Origin of the sequence: Burkholderia sp. BCC0419 (assembly GCF_902830285.1) — a bacterium.
GTDB lineage: Bacteria > Pseudomonadota > Gammaproteobacteria > Burkholderiales > Burkholderiaceae > Burkholderia.
The window spans coordinates 2869125-2883793 of the sequence record NZ_CADESR010000001.1 but is presented as its reverse complement, the minus strand read 5'-3'; the positions used below and the strand labels follow the sequence as shown (position 1 = coordinate 2883793).

The 14669-nt window shown below is 68.7% G+C and carries 14 protein-coding genes; 6 read left to right on the top strand and 8 right to left on the bottom strand.

Annotation, left to right across the window (positions count from 1 at the left end):
* Positions 1 to 38 precede the first annotated feature (38 nt).
* From HWW87_RS12965 to HWW87_RS12955, 3 genes are all read right to left on the bottom strand, one after another.
* Entirely contained in the window at positions 39 to 1658 is a 1620-nt protein-coding gene (locus HWW87_RS12965) for an FMN-binding glutamate synthase family protein (RefSeq protein ID WP_175820555.1), read from the bottom strand.
* A gap of 118 nt (positions 1659 to 1776) precedes the next feature.
* A complete protein-coding gene (gene mnmA / locus HWW87_RS12960) occupies positions 1777 to 2937 on the bottom strand; it encodes a tRNA 2-thiouridine(34) synthase MnmA (RefSeq protein ID WP_175820554.1) in 1161 nt (386 codons plus the stop codon).
* Positions 2934 to 3443: an NUDIX hydrolase gene (locus HWW87_RS12955; protein ID WP_059501004.1), complete on the bottom strand. Its 510-nt coding sequence runs from the start codon at positions 3441 to 3443 to the stop codon at positions 2934 to 2936. The genes mnmA and HWW87_RS12955 overlap by 4 nt, the downstream gene beginning before the upstream one ends.
* A 305-nt stretch (positions 3444 to 3748) precedes the next feature.
* Here HWW87_RS12955 and HWW87_RS12950 point away from each other — a divergent pair, with 305 nt between their 5' ends.
* Genes HWW87_RS12950 through HWW87_RS12940 form a run of 3 tightly spaced genes read left to right on the top strand, consistent with a single transcriptional unit; the run spans position 3749 to position 6677 of the window.
* Positions 3749 to 4888 carry a Re/Si-specific NAD(P)(+) transhydrogenase subunit alpha gene (locus tag HWW87_RS12950; protein WP_175820553.1) on the top strand — a complete coding sequence of 380 codons (1140 nt, stop codon included), beginning with the start codon at positions 3749 to 3751 and terminating at the stop codon, positions 4886 to 4888.
* 11 nt (positions 4889 to 4899) lie between these two features.
* Positions 4900 to 5226, top strand: a complete 327-nt coding sequence (locus tag HWW87_RS12945) for an NAD(P) transhydrogenase subunit alpha (protein WP_006476884.1) — start codon at positions 4900 to 4902, stop codon at positions 5224 to 5226.
* Positions 5223 to 6677, top strand: coding sequence for an NAD(P)(+) transhydrogenase (Re/Si-specific) subunit beta (locus HWW87_RS12940; RefSeq protein WP_174386048.1), 1455 nt, complete (start codon positions 5223 to 5225; stop codon positions 6675 to 6677). The genes HWW87_RS12945 and HWW87_RS12940 overlap by 4 nt, the downstream gene beginning before the upstream one ends.
* Positions 6678 to 6763: 86 nt before the next feature.
* On the opposite strand, the gene HWW87_RS12935 is transcribed toward HWW87_RS12940, so the two are convergent.
* The gene (locus tag HWW87_RS12935; RefSeq protein WP_175820552.1) at positions 6764 to 7684 is read right to left on the bottom strand and encodes a LysR family transcriptional regulator; all 921 of its coding nucleotides are present in this window, start codon (positions 7682 to 7684) and stop codon (positions 6764 to 6766) included.
* A gap of 80 nt (positions 7685 to 7764) precedes the next feature.
* Between HWW87_RS12935 and HWW87_RS12930 the strand changes: the two genes are divergently transcribed.
* Complete coding sequence (locus tag HWW87_RS12930) at positions 7765 to 8688, top strand: carbon-nitrogen hydrolase family protein (RefSeq protein WP_175820551.1); 924 nt, start codon at positions 7765 to 7767, stop codon at positions 8686 to 8688.
* Positions 8689 to 8754: 66 nt separating this feature from the next.
* Here the strand turns inward: HWW87_RS12930 and HWW87_RS12925 are convergent, their stop codons facing one another.
* Positions 8755 to 9441, bottom strand: a complete 687-nt coding sequence (locus tag HWW87_RS12925) for a YafY family protein (protein WP_175820550.1) — start codon at positions 9439 to 9441, stop codon at positions 8755 to 8757.
* Between the two features lie 73 nt (positions 9442 to 9514).
* A complete protein-coding gene (locus tag HWW87_RS12920) occupies positions 9515 to 9925 on the bottom strand; it encodes a VOC family protein (RefSeq protein WP_175820549.1) in 411 nt (136 codons plus the stop codon).
* 170 nt (positions 9926 to 10095) lie between these two features.
* On the opposite strand from HWW87_RS12920, the gene HWW87_RS12915 reads away from it, so the two are divergent.
* Both HWW87_RS12915 and HWW87_RS12910 read left to right on the top strand, forming a co-directional pair.
* Positions 10096 to 10428 (top strand): metalloregulator ArsR/SmtB family transcription factor, encoded by a 333-nt coding sequence (locus HWW87_RS12915; protein ID WP_175820548.1) that lies wholly within the window; start codon positions 10096 to 10098, stop codon positions 10426 to 10428.
* Complete coding sequence (locus HWW87_RS12910; protein WP_175820547.1) at positions 10421 to 10885, top strand: SRPBCC family protein; 465 nt, start codon at positions 10421 to 10423, stop codon at positions 10883 to 10885. Before HWW87_RS12915 ends, HWW87_RS12910 begins: the two co-directional genes overlap by 8 nt.
* 74 nt (positions 10886 to 10959) lie before the next feature.
* Here HWW87_RS12910 and HWW87_RS12905 read toward each other — a convergent pair whose 3' ends face one another.
* Together HWW87_RS12905 and HWW87_RS12900 are read right to left on the bottom strand one after the other, a co-directional pair.
* Positions 10960 to 12261: a class I SAM-dependent RNA methyltransferase gene (locus tag HWW87_RS12905; RefSeq protein WP_175820546.1), complete on the bottom strand. Its 1302-nt coding sequence runs from the start codon at positions 12259 to 12261 to the stop codon at positions 10960 to 10962.
* Positions 12262 to 12414: 153 nt separating this feature from the next.
* Positions 12415 to 14529, bottom strand: coding sequence for a site-specific recombinase (locus HWW87_RS12900; RefSeq protein WP_175820545.1), 2115 nt, complete (start codon positions 14527 to 14529; stop codon positions 12415 to 12417).
* Between the last annotated feature and the right edge of the window lie 140 nt (positions 14530 to 14669).

Here is a 14669-nt window from a genome sequence, read left to right as displayed (position 1 = left end):
CCGCGCCGGCCGCAGCAGCAGCGGCGTGGCCGTACGAATTACTCGATCGACGCGTACACGGCTTCGCCGAGCGTGAACGAATCGCTGCGCGCGATCGGCCACCACTTGTCGTACAGCGAGAAGCCGCAGGTCTGGCCGTCGAGCAGCGCACCGGGTTTCAGGTACTTCAGCAGTTGCGACATCAGCCGCACCTCGTGCGGCGCGACCCGTTGCACGATGTGATGCGCGCGCAGCTCGGACGGATGCGCGAGGCCGGCCGCCTGCACGAGTTCCTGCAGCGCATGCAGCGTATTGCGGTGGAAGTTGTATACGCGCTCGGCCTTGTCGGGCACGACGAGTGCGCGCTGGCGCACCGGGTCCTGCGTCGCGACGCCGGTCGGGCAGCGGTCGGTGTGGCAGTGCTGCGCCTGGATGCAGCCGACCGCGAACATGAAGCCGCGCGCCGAGTTCACCCAGTCCGCGCCGATCGCGAGCGTGCGTGCGATGTCGAACGCGGTGATGATCTTGCCGCTCGCGCCGAGCTTCACGCGATCGCGCACGCCGATCCCGACGAGCGTGTTGTGCACGAGCAGCAGCCCTTCCTGCAGCGGCACGCCGACGTGGTCGGTGAATTCGAGCGGCGCCGCGCCCGTGCCGCCTTCCGCGCCGTCGACGACGATGAAGTCGGGCACGATGCCCGTCTCGACCATCGCTTTCGCAATCCCGAAGAATTCCCACGGATGGCCGATGCACAGCTTGAAGCCGGTCGGCTTGCCGCCGGACAGCGTGCGCAGCCGCTCGACGAATTCGAGCAGCCCGCGCGGCGTCGAGAATTCCGAGTGCGTCGCGGGCGAGATGCAGTCCTTGCCCATCGGCACGCCGCGCGTCTCGGCGATTTCCGGCGTGATCTTCGCGGCCGGCAGCACGCCGCCGTGGCCGGGCTTCGCGCCCTGCGACAGCTTCACCTCGATCATCTTGACCTGCGGATCGGCGGCCTGCTTCGCGAACTTGTCGGGGTTGAACGTGCCGTCGTCGTTGCGGCAGCCGAAGTAGCCGGACGCGATTTCCCAGATGATGTCGCCGCCGTTCTCGCGGTGGTACTTCGACAGCGAGCCTTCGCCGGTGTCGTGCGCGAAGCCGCCTTTCTTCGCGCCGAGGTTCAGCGAGCGGATCGCGTTCGCGGACAGCGAGCCGAAGCTCATCGCCGAGATGTTGAAGATCGAGATGTCGTACGGTTGCGCGCGATTCGCGCCGACGCGGATGCGGAAATCGTGGTTCGGCAGCTTCGTCGGCGCGAGCGAATGGCTGATCCATTCGTGCGCGACGGCCTTCACGTTCAGTTCGGTGCCGTACGGACGATTGTCGGCGACGTTCTTCGCGCGCTGGTAGACGAGGCTGCGCTGCGCGCGCGAGAACGGTTTTTCGTCGGTGTCGTCCTCGACGAAGTACTGGCGGATTTCAGGTCGGATGAATTCGAACAGGAAGCGGAAGTGGCCCCAGAGCGGGTAGTTCCGCAGGATCGCGTGGCGGTCCTGGTTCAGGTCGTACAGGCCGAGCGCGACGAGGGCGATGGGGATGGCGATCCACAGCCAGGAAAGAATGTGGACCGACGCGAGCGCGGCCGCTGCGACGAGCAGCAGCACGGCGCACCACATCGCGAGGTAGCGTCTTGAAAGCATGGGGACTCCGTAAGAATTCTGAAATGCCGCCATGCGTACGCTGCGAAGGCGGCGCGCCGGCCGCGGCGGAATCGTGTTCCGCCGGCGCGGCGTGCCGCAAGTCTAAACCGAATGGATGTCAGCGTGCGTCGGCGAGCGCCGGCGCGTGGCCCGCCGGTGCAACCTGACCGGGTTGGCCGGTGGCCGCGAACTCGATGATGCCGCCGCCGAGGCAGATCTCGCCGTCGTACAGCACGGCCGACTGGCCGGGCGTGACGGCCCACTGCGCATCGTCGAACGCGAGCGAGAAGCGCGCTTCGCCTGCCGGGCCGGCTGCCGCGGCACCGAATGCGCACGCCGCATCGGCCTGCCGGTAGCGCGTTTTCGCACCGCACGCGAAGCCGTCCGCCGGCGGCTCGCCGGCGACCCAGCTCACGTTGCCGGCGACGAGCTCGCGCGACAGCAGCCACGGATGATCGTGGCCCTGCACGACGTACAGCGTGTTCGACGCGATGTCCTTCGCGGCGACGAACCACGGGTCGCCGTTGCCATCCTTGCTGCCGCCGAGGCCGATGCCCTTGCGCTGGCCGAACGTGTAGAACGCGAGGCCGATGTGCTCGCCGACCACCTTGCCGTCGGGCGTCTTCATCGGGCCGGGTTTCGTCGGAAGATAGCGGTTCAGGAAATCGCGGAACGGCCGTTCGCCGATGAAGCAGATGCCGGTCGAATCCTTCTTCTTCGCATTCGGCAGCCCGATCTGCGCGGCGATCTCGCGCACCTTCGTCTTCGGGATCTCGCCGAGCGGGAACATCGTCTTCGACAGTTGGGCCTGGTTCAGCCGGTGCAGGAAGTACGACTGGTCTTTCGTATGGTCGAAGGCCTTCAGCAGTTCGAAACGCCCGTCGCGCTCGCGCACGCGCGCATAGTGGCCGGTCGCGATCATTTCCGCGTCGAGCGACATCGCGTGGTCGAGGAACGCCTTGAACTTGATCTCGGCGTTGCACAGCACGTCGGGGTTCGGCGTGCGGCCGGCCGAGTATTCGCGCAGGAACTCGGCGAACACGCGGTCCTTGTATTCCGCGGCGAAGTTGACGGCTTCCACGTCGATGCCGATCAGGTCGGCCACCGACACGACGTCGATCCAGTCCTGGCGCGTCGAGCAGTACTCGCCGGCGTCGTCGTCTTCCCAGTTCTTCATGAACAGGCCGACCACGTCGTAGCCCTGTTCCTTCAGCAGCCACGCGGTCACCGACGAATCGACGCCGCCCGACATGCCCACCACTACACGGCGCTTGCTCATTTGCCGACCGCCTGACGTTCGAATGCCTCGGGGCGCGGGGCGACCGAGTGCGTGTGCACGAAATCGAGCGGAATGCGCCGCCCGGCGAGATAGTCGTCGACGCAGCGCATCACCGCGGGCGAACGATGGCGCTCGCTGCAGGCGCGCAGTTCGTCTGCCGTCATCCACAGCGTGCGGACGATGCCGTCGTCGAGCACATGGCCCGCGACCGGCTCGCCGGCGGTGCCGCAGAACGTGAAGCGCAGGTAGGTCGCGCCGGCGCTGCCGGGGCGGTCGTAGTGCGCGAGATAGACGCCGACGAGCGCGTCGGGCGTGAACGGGTGCGCGGTTTCCTCGAGCGTTTCGCGGATCACGGCGTCGGCCAGCGTCTCGCCGGCTTCGAGATGACCGGCCGGCTGGTTGATGCGCAGGCCCGTCGAGGTTTCTTCCTCGATCACGAGAAAGCGGCCGGCGCGCTCGACGAGCGCGGCGACCGTCACATGCGGGGTCCAGATTTCGGGTTTCATGGTTCGGCATTTTACCGGTTGCGCCCGAACGCTGCCGGTCGTTCGCCGCCGGCCGCCCGCCGCCGGCCGTTCGTTAGACGATCCGACCCTCGCAGATCGTCCGTCCCGGGGATGCGAGACGGCACGGGCCAAGCTCATGTCGCATTCGAGCACGATCGTGCGGAAAGTGCTGGCGGGGCCATCGCTTTCGGTTAAAGTGCAGCGTGAAAGCCGTTGCTCGTGAGCCGGTAAGTCAGCCTGTCCGGCTCGTTGTGCAGTAAAGATTGCAAGAAAAGAAATACTGACAATGACTGGAGGAACTGACGATGCATATTGGAGTGCCTGCTGAAACGCGGGCCAACGAGGCGCGTGTGGCTGCGACGCCGGAAACCGTGAAGAAATACGCGGCGGCCGGCCATCGGGTCAGTATCGCGAAAGGGGCCGGCAGCGCAGCCAGCTATCCCGACGAAGCCTATGCGGCCGCCGGCGCCGAATTGACCGACCAGTCGGCTGCTTTTGACGCCGACCTCGTACTGAAGGTCCAGGCGCCCACCGACACCGAGCTGCCGTTGCTCAAGCGCGGCACCGTGCTGGTCGGCATGCTCGATCCGTTCAACGGCGAGCAGGCGGCGAAACTCGCCGCGGCCGGCGTGACCGGTTTCGCGCTCGAGGCCGCGCCGCGCACGACGCGTGCGCAGAGTCTCGACGTGCTGTCGTCGCAGGCGAACATCGCCGGCTACAAGGCCGTGCTGGTGGCCGCGGCGCTGTATCCGCGCTTCATGCCGATGCTGATGACGGCCGCGGGCACCGTGAAGGCGGCGCGCGTGCTGATTCTCGGCGCGGGCGTCGCGGGCCTGCAGGCGATCGCGACCGCGAAGCGGCTGGGCGCCGTGATCGAGGCGTCCGACGTGCGGCCGGCCGTGAAGGAGCAGATCGAGTCGCTCGGCGCGAAATTCCTCGACGTCCCGTTCGAAACCGACGAAGAGCGCGACGCCGCGCAGGGTGTCGGCGGCTATGCGCGCCCGATGCCGCCGTCGTGGCTCGGCCGCCAGGCCGCGCTCGTGCACGAGCGTGCGAAGCAGGCCGACATCGTGATCACCACCGCGCTGATTCCGGGGCGCCCGGCGCCGACGCTGATCTCGGTCGAAACCGCGCAGTCGATGAAGCCCGGCTCGGTGCTCGTCGACCTCGCGGCCGGCCGCGGCCCGGAATTCGACGGCAGGAAGAGCGGCAACTGCCCGCTGACCGTCGCCGACCAGGTGATCGTGCACAACGGCGTGACGATCGCCGGCTACACGAACCTCGCGTCGATGGTCGCGTCGGACGCGTCGGCGCTGTACGCGCGCAACCTGCTCGACTTCATGAAGCTGATCGTCACGAAGGAAGGCGCGCTGAACATCGACCTGACCGACGACATCGTCGCCGCGACGCTGCTGTGCCGCGACGGCGAAGTCACGCGCAAATAACGGAGGAGACCATGGAAGTCATCAATCACACGGTGATCAACGTGATCATCTTCGTGCTGGCGGTGTACGTCGGCTACCACGTCGTCTGGAACGTCACGCCGGCGCTGCATACGCCGCTGATGGCCGTGACCAACGCAATCTCGGCGATCGTGATCGTCGGCGCGATGCTCGCGGCGGCGCTCACCGTCGGCGCGACCGGCAAGTTTTTCGGCACGCTCGCGGTCGCGCTCGCGGCCGTCAACGTGTTCGGCGGCTTTCTCGTGACGAGGCGAATGCTCGAGATGTTCCGCAAGAAGGAGCCCAAGCGTGTCGAGGGCGGCAAGGAGGGCGCGCGATGAGCATGAACGTCGTTACGCTGCTGTACCTCGTCGCGTCGGTGTGCTTCATCCAGGCGCTGAAGGGGCTGTCGAACCCGAAGAGCGCGCGGCGCGGCAACCTGTTCGGGATGGTCGGGATGGCCATCGCGATCCTCACGACGATCGCGCTGATCGTCAAGCAGGCCGCGTGGCTCGGCGCGAACCTGCCGCTCGGCCTCGCGCTCGTGCTCGGCGCGCTGATCGTCGGCGGGGGCGTCGGGGCCTTCGTCGCCGCGCGCGTCGAGATGACGAAGATGCCGGAACTCGTCGCGGCGATGCACTCGCTGATCGGTCTCGCGGCCGTGTGCATCGCGTATGCGGTGGTGTCGGAGCCGGAAGCGTTCGGGCTCGTGCCGCAGGACGCGGTGTCGTCGAGCTTCATCCCGTACGGCAACCGCGTCGAGCTGTTCATCGGCACGTTCGTCGGCGCGATCACGTTCTCCGGCTCGGTGATCGCGTTCGGCAAGCTGTCGGGCAAGTACAAGTTCCGGCTGTTCCAGGGCGCGCCGGTCGTGTACGCGGGCCAGCACCTGATCAACCTGATGCTCGCGATCGCGATGCTCGGCTTCGGCGTCCTGTTCGTCATCACGCAGGCGTGGCTGCCGTTCATCATCATGACGGCGATCGCGTTCGTGCTCGGCGTGCTGATCATCATCCCGATCGGCGGCGCGGACATGCCGGTGGTCGTGTCGATGCTGAACTCGTACTCGGGCTGGGCGGCGGCCGGCATCGGCTTCTCGCTGAACAACGCGATGCTGATTATCGCGGGTTCGCTGGTCGGCTCGTCGGGCGCGATCCTGTCGTACATCATGTGCCACGCGATGAACCGCTCGTTCTTCAACGTGATCCTCGGCGGGTTCGGCGGCGACGCGGCGGCCGGCGGTGCGGCGGGCGCGCAGGAGCAGCGGCCGGTGAAGTCGGGTTCGGCCGACGACGCGTCGTTCATGCTCGGCAACGCGGAAACGGTCGTGATCGTGCCGGGCTACGGGCTCGCCGTCGCCCGCGCGCAGCACGCGCTGAAGGAGCTGACCGACAAGCTGGTCGAGAAGGGCATCGACGTGAAGTACGCGATCCACCCGGTCGCCGGGCGGATGCCGGGCCACATGAACGTGCTGCTCGCGGAAGCGGAAGTGCCGTACGAGATCGTGCACGAGATGGAGGACATCAACGGCGAATTCGGCCAGGTGGACGTGGTGCTCGTGCTCGGCGCGAACGACGTCGTGAACCCGGCCGCGAAGACCGATCCGAAATCGCCGATCGCGGGGATGCCGATCATCGAGGCGTACAAGGCGCGCACGGTGATCGTCAACAAGCGTTCAATGGCGGCCGGCTACGCGGGCCTCGACAACGACCTGTTCTACATGGACAAGACGATGATGGTGTTCGGCGATGCGAAGAAGGTCATCGAGGACATGGTGAAGGCCGTCGACTAACGCACGACCCGGCTACGCGGCGTCCGCTTCGATGCGGGCGCCGCGCCACGGACAGGCCCGACCGGCGCAAGCCGGCCGGGCTTTTTTCATGGAGCGACGAGCTGCGCGACGCAGGCGGCGATCGTGTCGCGGACGCGCACGATCGCCGGGTCGCGCTGCGTGCTCGTGCGCCAGCCGATTTCGACCGGATAGCGCGGCAGGTCGACCGGGCACGCGAGCGCGCGCAGCGAGCTGGATTGCGCGATCGCGCGCGCCGCATGCGCGGGAATCGTCGCGATCGCGTCGGAGCCGGCGAGCAGGTACGGCAGCGCGGCAAAATGCGTGGTCGACGCCGCGACGCGCCGCTTGTGGCCGAGCGTGGCCAGCGCCTCGTCGACGATCCCGATCACGCCGCCCGACGACACGAGCAGGTGGTTGCGCCGCAGAAAATCGGCGAGCGTCAGCGTGCGCGGCGCCCGTGCGCTGCCGGCCGGATCGATCAGGCACGCGTAGCCGCCCGTCGCGACCGCGCGCCGGCTGAGCCCGTTCGCGGAGAACCCGCCCGACGCGATCGCGAGGTCGACGCCGTGCCGCAGCAGCGCGTCACCGGCGATGCCGCTGTGCGTCTGCCGGAAGATCAGCCGGATGCCGGCGGCTTCGCGCGCGACCGCATCGATCAGCGCGCGGCCGAGCGCGATCTCGAAATCGTCGGACAGGCCGATCGAGATCGTGCGGCCGACGCGGTCGCCGCCGTCGGCCGCGATTGCGAGGCTTTCGCGGCAGCGGTCGAGCGCATCGGACAGGATCGGCTTCAGTTCGTCCGCGCGCGGCGTCGGCGCGAGCCCGCGGCCGGTGCGGACGAACAGCGGATCGGCATAGATCACGCGCAACCGCCCGAGCGCCGCGCTGACCGCCGACTGCGTGAGGTCGAGCCGCAGCGCCGCGCGGCTCGCGCCGCCTTCCTCGTACAGCGCCTCGAATACCTTCAGCAGGTTCAGGTCGAGGCCGGCGATATCATCCGTATTCATGACACATATCGTTCTATCGATTTGATCGATGACATCTTATCGATAAAGATGGCGACATCCCATTCACCGGAGACGCCTTCATGTCCACGTCAGTCATCGCCGCGCTGCAGATCGGCGCATCGCCCGCCGGCACGCGCGCCACGCTCGACACCATCCTCGGCTACGAAACCGCGATCCGCGACAGCGGCGCGTCGCTGGTCGTGCTGCCCGAGGCCGTGCTCGGCGGCTATCCGAAAGGCGAAATCTTCGGTACGCGGCTCGGCTACCGGCTGCCTGAAGGGCGCGACGCGTATGCGCGCTATGCCGCGCAGGCGATCGACGTGCCGGGGCCGGAAACCGACGAGCTGGCCGCGCTGTCGCAGCGCACCGGCGCGAGCCTCGTGGTCGGCGTGATCGAGCGCGGCGGCAGCACGCTGTACTGCACGGCGCTGTTCTTCGATCCGCGCAACGGGCTCGTCGCGAAGCACCGCAAGCTGATGCCGACCGGCACCGAGCGGCTGATCTGGGGGCAGGGCGACGGCTCGACGCTGCCCGTCGTCGAGACGGCCGCGGGCCGCGCGGGCGCCGCGATCTGCTGGGAGAACCACATGCCGCTGCTGCGCTGCGCGATGTATGCGAAAGGCGTGCAGATCTGGTGTGCGCCGACCGTCGACGAGCGCGACCTGTGGCAGAGCTCGATGCGGCACATCGCGCACGAAGGGCGCTGCTTCGTCGTGAGCGCGTGCCAGGTGCAGCCGTCGCCGCGTGCGCTCGGCGTCGACGTGCCGGGCTGGGACCCGGAGCGGCCGCTGATCCGCGGCGGCAGCGTGATCGTCGGGCCGCTCGGCGACCTGCTGACGGAGCCGCTGATCGGCGAGGCCGGGCTCGTGACCGCGCGTATCGACACCGACGAGCTCGTGAAGGCGCGCTACGACTTCGACGTCGTCGGCCACTACGCACGTGCGGACGTGTTTTCGCTGCACGTCGACGAGCGGCCGAAGCGGCCGGTGGTGTTCGGCGGGTAACGCAAGCGGGGCCGGGCGCCATACGGCGCCCGGAAAATGAAGGGCGGGCGCGCGCCCGCCGCCGCGTCAGCGCATCGGCGCTTCCGCGATCCGCATGTAGTCGGCGATCCGCCGGCCTTCCATGTCCGGAAACTGCTCGTGCACGCTGATGTCGCCCATCCGCGCGATGTCGAAGGTGCGGAAATCGCCGCGCAGCTCGCACCACGCGCCGATCGTCCAGCGCCCGCCCCAGTAGACGAGCCCGAGCGGCCACACGCGGCGCTGCGAATGCGCGCCGAGCCGGTCGCGATAGTCGAAGCTGACGATGTGGCGCGTGTCGATCGCCTGGTGGATCGCGTCGACCTTCGCGCAAAACGTCTCGTCGATGTGGAACGACGGCGCGAACACGGGCAGGCGGTCGAGCGCCGTGCGCTTGTCGGCCGGCATCGCCGACGCGATCTTCGCGAGCGCCGAGCGCGCGCCGCTCGCGAAGCGCGCACCGCCCCAGGTCTCGAGCATGCGCGCGCCGGTGGCGAGCGCCGCCAGCTCCTCGGCCGTGAACGTGAGCGGCGGCAGGCTCGCGTTGCGGTTCAGCCGGTAGCCGATGCCGGCTTCGCCTTCGATCGGCACCCCTGACAGTTGCAGGTCGCGCACGTCGCGATAGACCGTGCGCGGCGACACCGACAGCCAGTCGGCCAGTTGCTGCGCGGTCGTGAGACGACGCCCGCGCAACAGCTCGGCGATCTGGAACAGGCGGTCGGCACGGCGGGTCATGACAGCACCTCGATTCCTCTGGCTACGGGGACTTCGCGATGATAGCGCCGCGCCGGCCCGCCGACCGCTGCGCTCAGTGGCATTTCGGCGCGTGCAGGCCGACGCGGTTGCCTTCCGTGTCGATCAGGTAGCCGACGTAGCCGTAGTTGTTCGGCAGCTCGACGACCGAACCCTGCACGACGCCGCCCGCGCGCTTCGCGCGTTCGAGCGCCGCGACGACCGATTCGCCGGCGTTCAGGTAGACGAGCACGCCGTTCGCGCTCGGCTTGATCTGCTGCGGATCGAACACGATGCTGCCGCCCGTGCTCGACGCGTCGCGATCGAACGTCGCCATCGGCACGCCGCCGATGACTTCGCGCTGCAACGTGGTTTGCAGCACGGTTTCGTAGAAGCGGATCGCGCGGTCGAAATCGAGGGACGGAATGTCGAACCACGCGATCGCGCGCTCGAGGGTTGCGGGGGCAGTGGTAGTTGCGGACGTCATGACGCGCTCCTTGTGTTGCGTTGTTATTCGGATTCGGTGTGGAAACCAGCCTGCATTGCGCCGGGATTGCAGTGTGATCGCGGGCTGCTGACACCGTATTGTCAGTAGAGTTGTCACCCTTGACATGCAACCATCGGGTTGCATAATGAGGCCATTGACCCGGGAGCGGCATGGATCTCGTTTTCAGGGCGCTGGCCGACGCCACGCGCCGTCAGTTGCTCGATCTGCTGCACGCAAAAAACGGCCAGACCGTGTCCGAGCTGTGCGACGGGCTCGCGATGAGCCGGCAGGCCGTGAGCAAGCATCTCGCGCTGCTCGAGGCCGCGAATCTCGTCGCGACGACGTGGCGCGGCCGGGAGAAGCTGCATTACCTGAATCCGGTGCCGATCCACGACATCGCGGAACGCTGGATCGGCAAGTTCGAGCGGCAGCGCCTGCAGGCGCTGGCGGATCTCAAGCGCGGGCTGGAAGCGCCCCGCGACACAGGAGATGACGATGGGTAATCCCGCCTTCGTGTACGTGACCTTCATCGCAGCGACGCCCGAGCGCGTGTTCGACGCGCTGACCAACGCCGAGCTGACGAAGGACTACTGGGTGCGGCATCGCAACGCGTCGCCCGACTGGCGGCCGGGCTCGCGCTGGGAACATCAGGACTACGACGATCCGTCGCGGGTCGACATCGTCGGCGAAGTGGTCGACAACGATCCGCCGCGCCGGCTGGTCGTCACGTGGCGCGCGCCATCGGGGGAGGGCGAGGAATCGCGCGTGACCTACCTGGTCGAGCCGCACGAGGGCGTCGTGAAGCTGACCGTCACGCACGACGGGCTGGTGCCCGGTTCGGAGATGGATCGCGGGATTCGCGGCGGCTGGCCGGTCGTGCTGTCGAGCCTGAAGACGCTGCTCGAGACGGGGCATGCGCTGCCGTTCACGATGGGGCGCTGGTCGCAGTCGAAGCACTGACCGGCTGCGGAAAAGCACAGGGGCCGCGATGGCGGCCCCTGCGACGTAACTGCTCGTGGAAGCGGACGGATGGCTTACGCGTCGCCTTCCGGCGCGGCCGGGCGTGCCTTCACGCTGCCGGCGATCAGGTCGAAGCGGAACAGCCGGCATTCGAGCGCGCCGTTGAACAGCGGCGTCTTGGCCGATTCGCGCAGCCGCAACTGGCCGGGCAGCGAACGGTCGGACGTCAGCAGGAACGCCTGCCAGCCCGTGAAGCGCTGCTTCAGCGCATCGCCGAGCGCGTTGAAGAACTCGCTGTCCGGCGCGTCGGTGTGCGTGCGGCGGAACGCGTCGTCGTTGCCGCGGTTGCGGCCGGTTTCGCGCACCTCGCCGCGTGCGCTGCGGCCGCGCACTTCGATCCGCTCGCCGTACGGCGGGTTCGCGAGGAGGATGCCCGGCCCGTCGCACGGCGGCGTCATCCCGCGCGCGTCGACCTGCTTGAGCCACACCGACGGCACGCCTGCGCGTTCGAGGTTCGCGCGCGCCTTCTCGAGCATGTCGCCGGAGATGTCGCTGCCGTACACGCCGAGCGCGTCGCCGCGCTTGCCGCGCGCGGCGCGCTTCGCGTCGAGCGCCGGGACCTTCAGCCCCTGCCACGCGGTGATGTCGTACTGCTTGAGCTTTTCGAAGCCGAACCGGCGTTCGACGCCGGGCGCCACGCCGAGCGCGATCTGCGCGGCTTCCGCGAGGAACGTGCCGCTGCCGCACATCGGGTCGTACAGCGCGGTGCCGGGCGTCCAGCCCGTCAGGCGCAGGATGCCGGCCGCGAGGTTTTCGCGCAGCGGCGCCGCGCCCTTGTCGAGACGCCAGCCGCGCTTGAACAGCGGCTCGCCCGACGTGTCGAGGTACAGCGTGCATTCGTTGACCGTCAGGAACGCGAACACGCGCACGTCCGGCGCACCGGTGTCGATGCTCGGGCGCGAGCCTGTCTTGTCGCGCATCCGGTCGCAGATCGCATCCTTCACGCGCAGCGTCGTGAATTCGAGGCTCTTCAGCGGCGACTTGATCGCGGTGATGTCGATGCGCAGCGTCTGCGTGGCCGCGAACCAGCGTTCCCACGGCTGCTCGAGCGCGAGCGCGTAGACGTCCTGCTCGTTGCGGTACGGGCCGTGCGCGATCTTCAGCAGGATCCGGCTCGCGATCCGCGAATGGAGGTTCGCGGCCATGCCGGCGGCCCAGCCGCCGCTGAAGTGGACGCCGCCCGGCACCTGCGCGCCCGCGGTGAACGGCGCGCCGTTCAGGTGGCGGCCGGCGATTTCGGCCAGCTCGGCGGCAAGCGCCGCTTCGAGGCCGCGCGGGCAGGGGGCGAAGAATTCGAACAGGGTGGGCGAGGACATAAGGCGGGTGAGGACGTGCAAAAGTCCACTATTGTACGCGGCGCGGGCGACCGGGGCCGGCGTTTCGGCGCGGCGTCGTCGGGGCGACGGCCGCTCGCGCGTGCCGGGAGGCGCGGAGGGGCGCCCGGCCGGGCGCCGCCGCCCCGCCACCGGTCAGTGCGTGCCCGGCTGGCCGGCGCGCGCGGCGGGGTTGGCCGCCGGCCAGAACAGCGCGAGCGGATTCGACAGCGCCGTGCGGACGATTGCCGCGACGAGCGTGCGCACCTTGGTCGGGCGCAGGCTGCGCGAGCGCACGGCCATCGTGAACGCGAGCGCGAAGCTCACGAGCACGTTGAGGATCGCCATGCTGAGCACGCCGGCGCCGGCCCACCACAGCTCGGGCGTGCCGAGCGCACCCTTGCCCAGCACGCCGAGCGCGATCCCGATCGAGCCGGCCGACAGCGTCACGTGCCGCACTTCGAACGGGAACATGAACACGGTGACGATCGCCGGGACGAGGCCGAGCATCAGGCCGAGACCGACGTTCGCGACCACGCCGGCGACGTTCGACCGGCAGAAGTGCGCGAGCTTCGCGGCGCCGGCCGCGCCGAGCGTCAGGCGCAGCCGACGGTTGTACGTGAGCGCGTCGCCGACCCGGTGCAGCACGAACCAGTTGTCGGCCCAGCCCGCGAGCAGGCTCGACGCCCACAGCAGTACGCCGGTGAGCGCCGCGTAGAACGGCGTCGGGCCGAGCAGCGAGAACGAATGCAGCGTCGCGTGCGCCTTCTCCGGCGAGATCAGGTTCGCGTGCAGCACGTTGCTCGCGAACAGCTGCACGAGCAGGCACACGGGCAGCACGACGAGCACGTTGCCGGAAATCGCGGCCGCCTGCGTGCGGATCAGCGCGATCACCGACGCGACGAACGCCTTCACGCCTTCCTCGTGGCCGGTGTCGTCGAGCTCGCGCGCGAGCGTCGGCGCGGTCATCGCGGGCTGCTTGGTCGCGAGCGTGAAGTGCAGGAAGTGCATCAGCATGAAGCTGGCCGCGTAGTTGATGCCCGCCAGCAGCCCTTCGAGCATCGACTGCAGGTGTGCGCCCGTGATCGCGAACTTCACGCACACGGTCACGACGGTGACGAGGCCGCCGCCCGCGGCCATCCGCAGCATCTTCAGGTACTCGGCGCGGCCGCGCGAGATGTAGTGCTCGCCGGTGTCCGCGTTGGTCTCGACGAGCTTGCGCGCGAACAGCGAGAAGTTGCTGCGCACGAGGTGCGCGACGCTCTGGCTGCTCTGGTTCGCATCGACGAGCTCGGCGGTCAGGTGCGCCATGCCGCGCAGGTCGTCGCGCGCCATCCACGCGTTCAGCAGCATTTCCGCGCGCAGGATGCGCATGCGCATCCGCTCGACCTGGAACACGATGTCGACCGACACGCCGTTGCGGTACAGGTGCGCGAACACGTTGTCGACGGCGATCCGGCATTCGTCGAGCAGCACGCGCAGGTAGTTCACCTCGTGCAGCAGCTTGCTCGGATCGCCGCCGTCGTCGACGGCCGCGTGCGCGGTCTCGACCGCGAGCATCGCGCGCGTGAGGCGGTAGAACGGCTGCGATTCGAGCGGCTTGCGCGCATCGTCGTCGGACAGCCGGCTGCGCACCGTCTGCGACAGGCCGGTCGAGCTGATCTGGCAGGTCAGGTTGTGCAGCGCGGCCAGCAGGTCGCGCGAGAACGAGCCGGGCTCGTGGCGCTCTTCGTCGGTGACGTCGAACGAGATCAGGCCGGCGAGGCGCGCGAGCAGGTCGTCGGGCAGCGCGTCGATCCATTTCGCGTCCTCGGGCGTCGGGAACATCAGCGTGAACAGCGCCGACAGCTCGCGGCGGTTCGGCGCGGGCGGGATCAGCGACGAATCGATCCGCTCGAACAGCGCGCCGAAGAAACCCGAATGCACGGGCATGCCGGCGTCGCACAGCAGCGAGATGCCGTCGCACTCGCGCAGGATGCCGCGCAGGATGCGCGCGGCATGCGCTTTCCACGCGGGGTTGCGATCGAGCACGTGGAACAGGTAGCGCAGCCGCGCATGGGCCGGATACGTGCGCGTGTCGGCGTCGCGCTCGGCCGGCGCGTCCTGCACCGTGCCGTTGCGGCGCAGCCAGTGCGCGAGCTCGATCAGCCATTCGCTGCGCTCGGCGTACGACGCATCGGCGTCGGCTTGCGCGAGCAGCGCGTCGAGCTGGTGACCGGCATTGCGCGACGCGCGCCACTTCTTGATCAGGGTCGTCAGGGAACGAAACATAAACGGAATAGCGAAAGCCCGGGACGGGCGGGTTCGGGATGCCGGCCAGGGAAACGGCGCGGCGCCGGGAGAACGGGTGAGACGGGGCCGGTGCCGAACGAGGCGCGGCGACCCGCGATGCGGCTGCCCCGCTGCGGTGC

What these genes read in the sequence shown, in the direction of transcription:
- HWW87_RS12965 (WP_175820555.1), bottom strand. Translation starts at nt 1,658, where the DNA reads ATGCTTTCAAGACGCTACCTCGCGATGTGGTGCGCCGTGCTGCTGCTC.
- mnmA (WP_175820554.1), bottom strand. Translation starts at nt 2,937, where the DNA reads ATGAGCAAGCGCCGTGTAGTGGTGGGCATGTCGGGCGGCGTCGATTCG.
- HWW87_RS12955 (WP_059501004.1), bottom strand. Translation starts at nt 3,443, where the DNA reads ATGAAACCCGAAATCTGGACCCCGCATGTGACGGTCGCCGCGCTCGTC.
- HWW87_RS12950 (WP_175820553.1), top strand. Translation starts at nt 3,749, where the DNA reads ATGCATATTGGAGTGCCTGCTGAAACGCGGGCCAACGAGGCGCGTGTG.
- HWW87_RS12945 (WP_006476884.1), top strand. Translation starts at nt 4,900, where the DNA reads ATGGAAGTCATCAATCACACGGTGATCAACGTGATCATCTTCGTGCTG.
- HWW87_RS12940 (WP_174386048.1), top strand. Translation starts at nt 5,223, where the DNA reads ATGAGCATGAACGTCGTTACGCTGCTGTACCTCGTCGCGTCGGTGTGC.
- HWW87_RS12935 (WP_175820552.1), bottom strand. Translation starts at nt 7,684, where the DNA reads ATGAATACGGATGATATCGCCGGCCTCGACCTGAACCTGCTGAAGGTA.
- HWW87_RS12930 (WP_175820551.1), top strand. Translation starts at nt 7,765, where the DNA reads ATGTCCACGTCAGTCATCGCCGCGCTGCAGATCGGCGCATCGCCCGCC.
- HWW87_RS12925 (WP_175820550.1), bottom strand. Translation starts at nt 9,441, where the DNA reads ATGACCCGCCGTGCCGACCGCCTGTTCCAGATCGCCGAGCTGTTGCGC.
- HWW87_RS12920 (WP_175820549.1), bottom strand. Translation starts at nt 9,925, where the DNA reads ATGACGTCCGCAACTACCACTGCCCCCGCAACCCTCGAGCGCGCGATC.
- HWW87_RS12915 (WP_175820548.1), top strand. Translation starts at nt 10,096, where the DNA reads ATGGATCTCGTTTTCAGGGCGCTGGCCGACGCCACGCGCCGTCAGTTG.
- HWW87_RS12910 (WP_175820547.1), top strand. Translation starts at nt 10,421, where the DNA reads ATGGGTAATCCCGCCTTCGTGTACGTGACCTTCATCGCAGCGACGCCC.
- HWW87_RS12905 (WP_175820546.1), bottom strand. Translation starts at nt 12,261, where the DNA reads ATGTCCTCGCCCACCCTGTTCGAATTCTTCGCCCCCTGCCCGCGCGGC.
- HWW87_RS12900 (WP_175820545.1), bottom strand. Translation starts at nt 14,529, where the DNA reads ATGTTTCGTTCCCTGACGACCCTGATCAAGAAGTGGCGCGCGTCGCGC.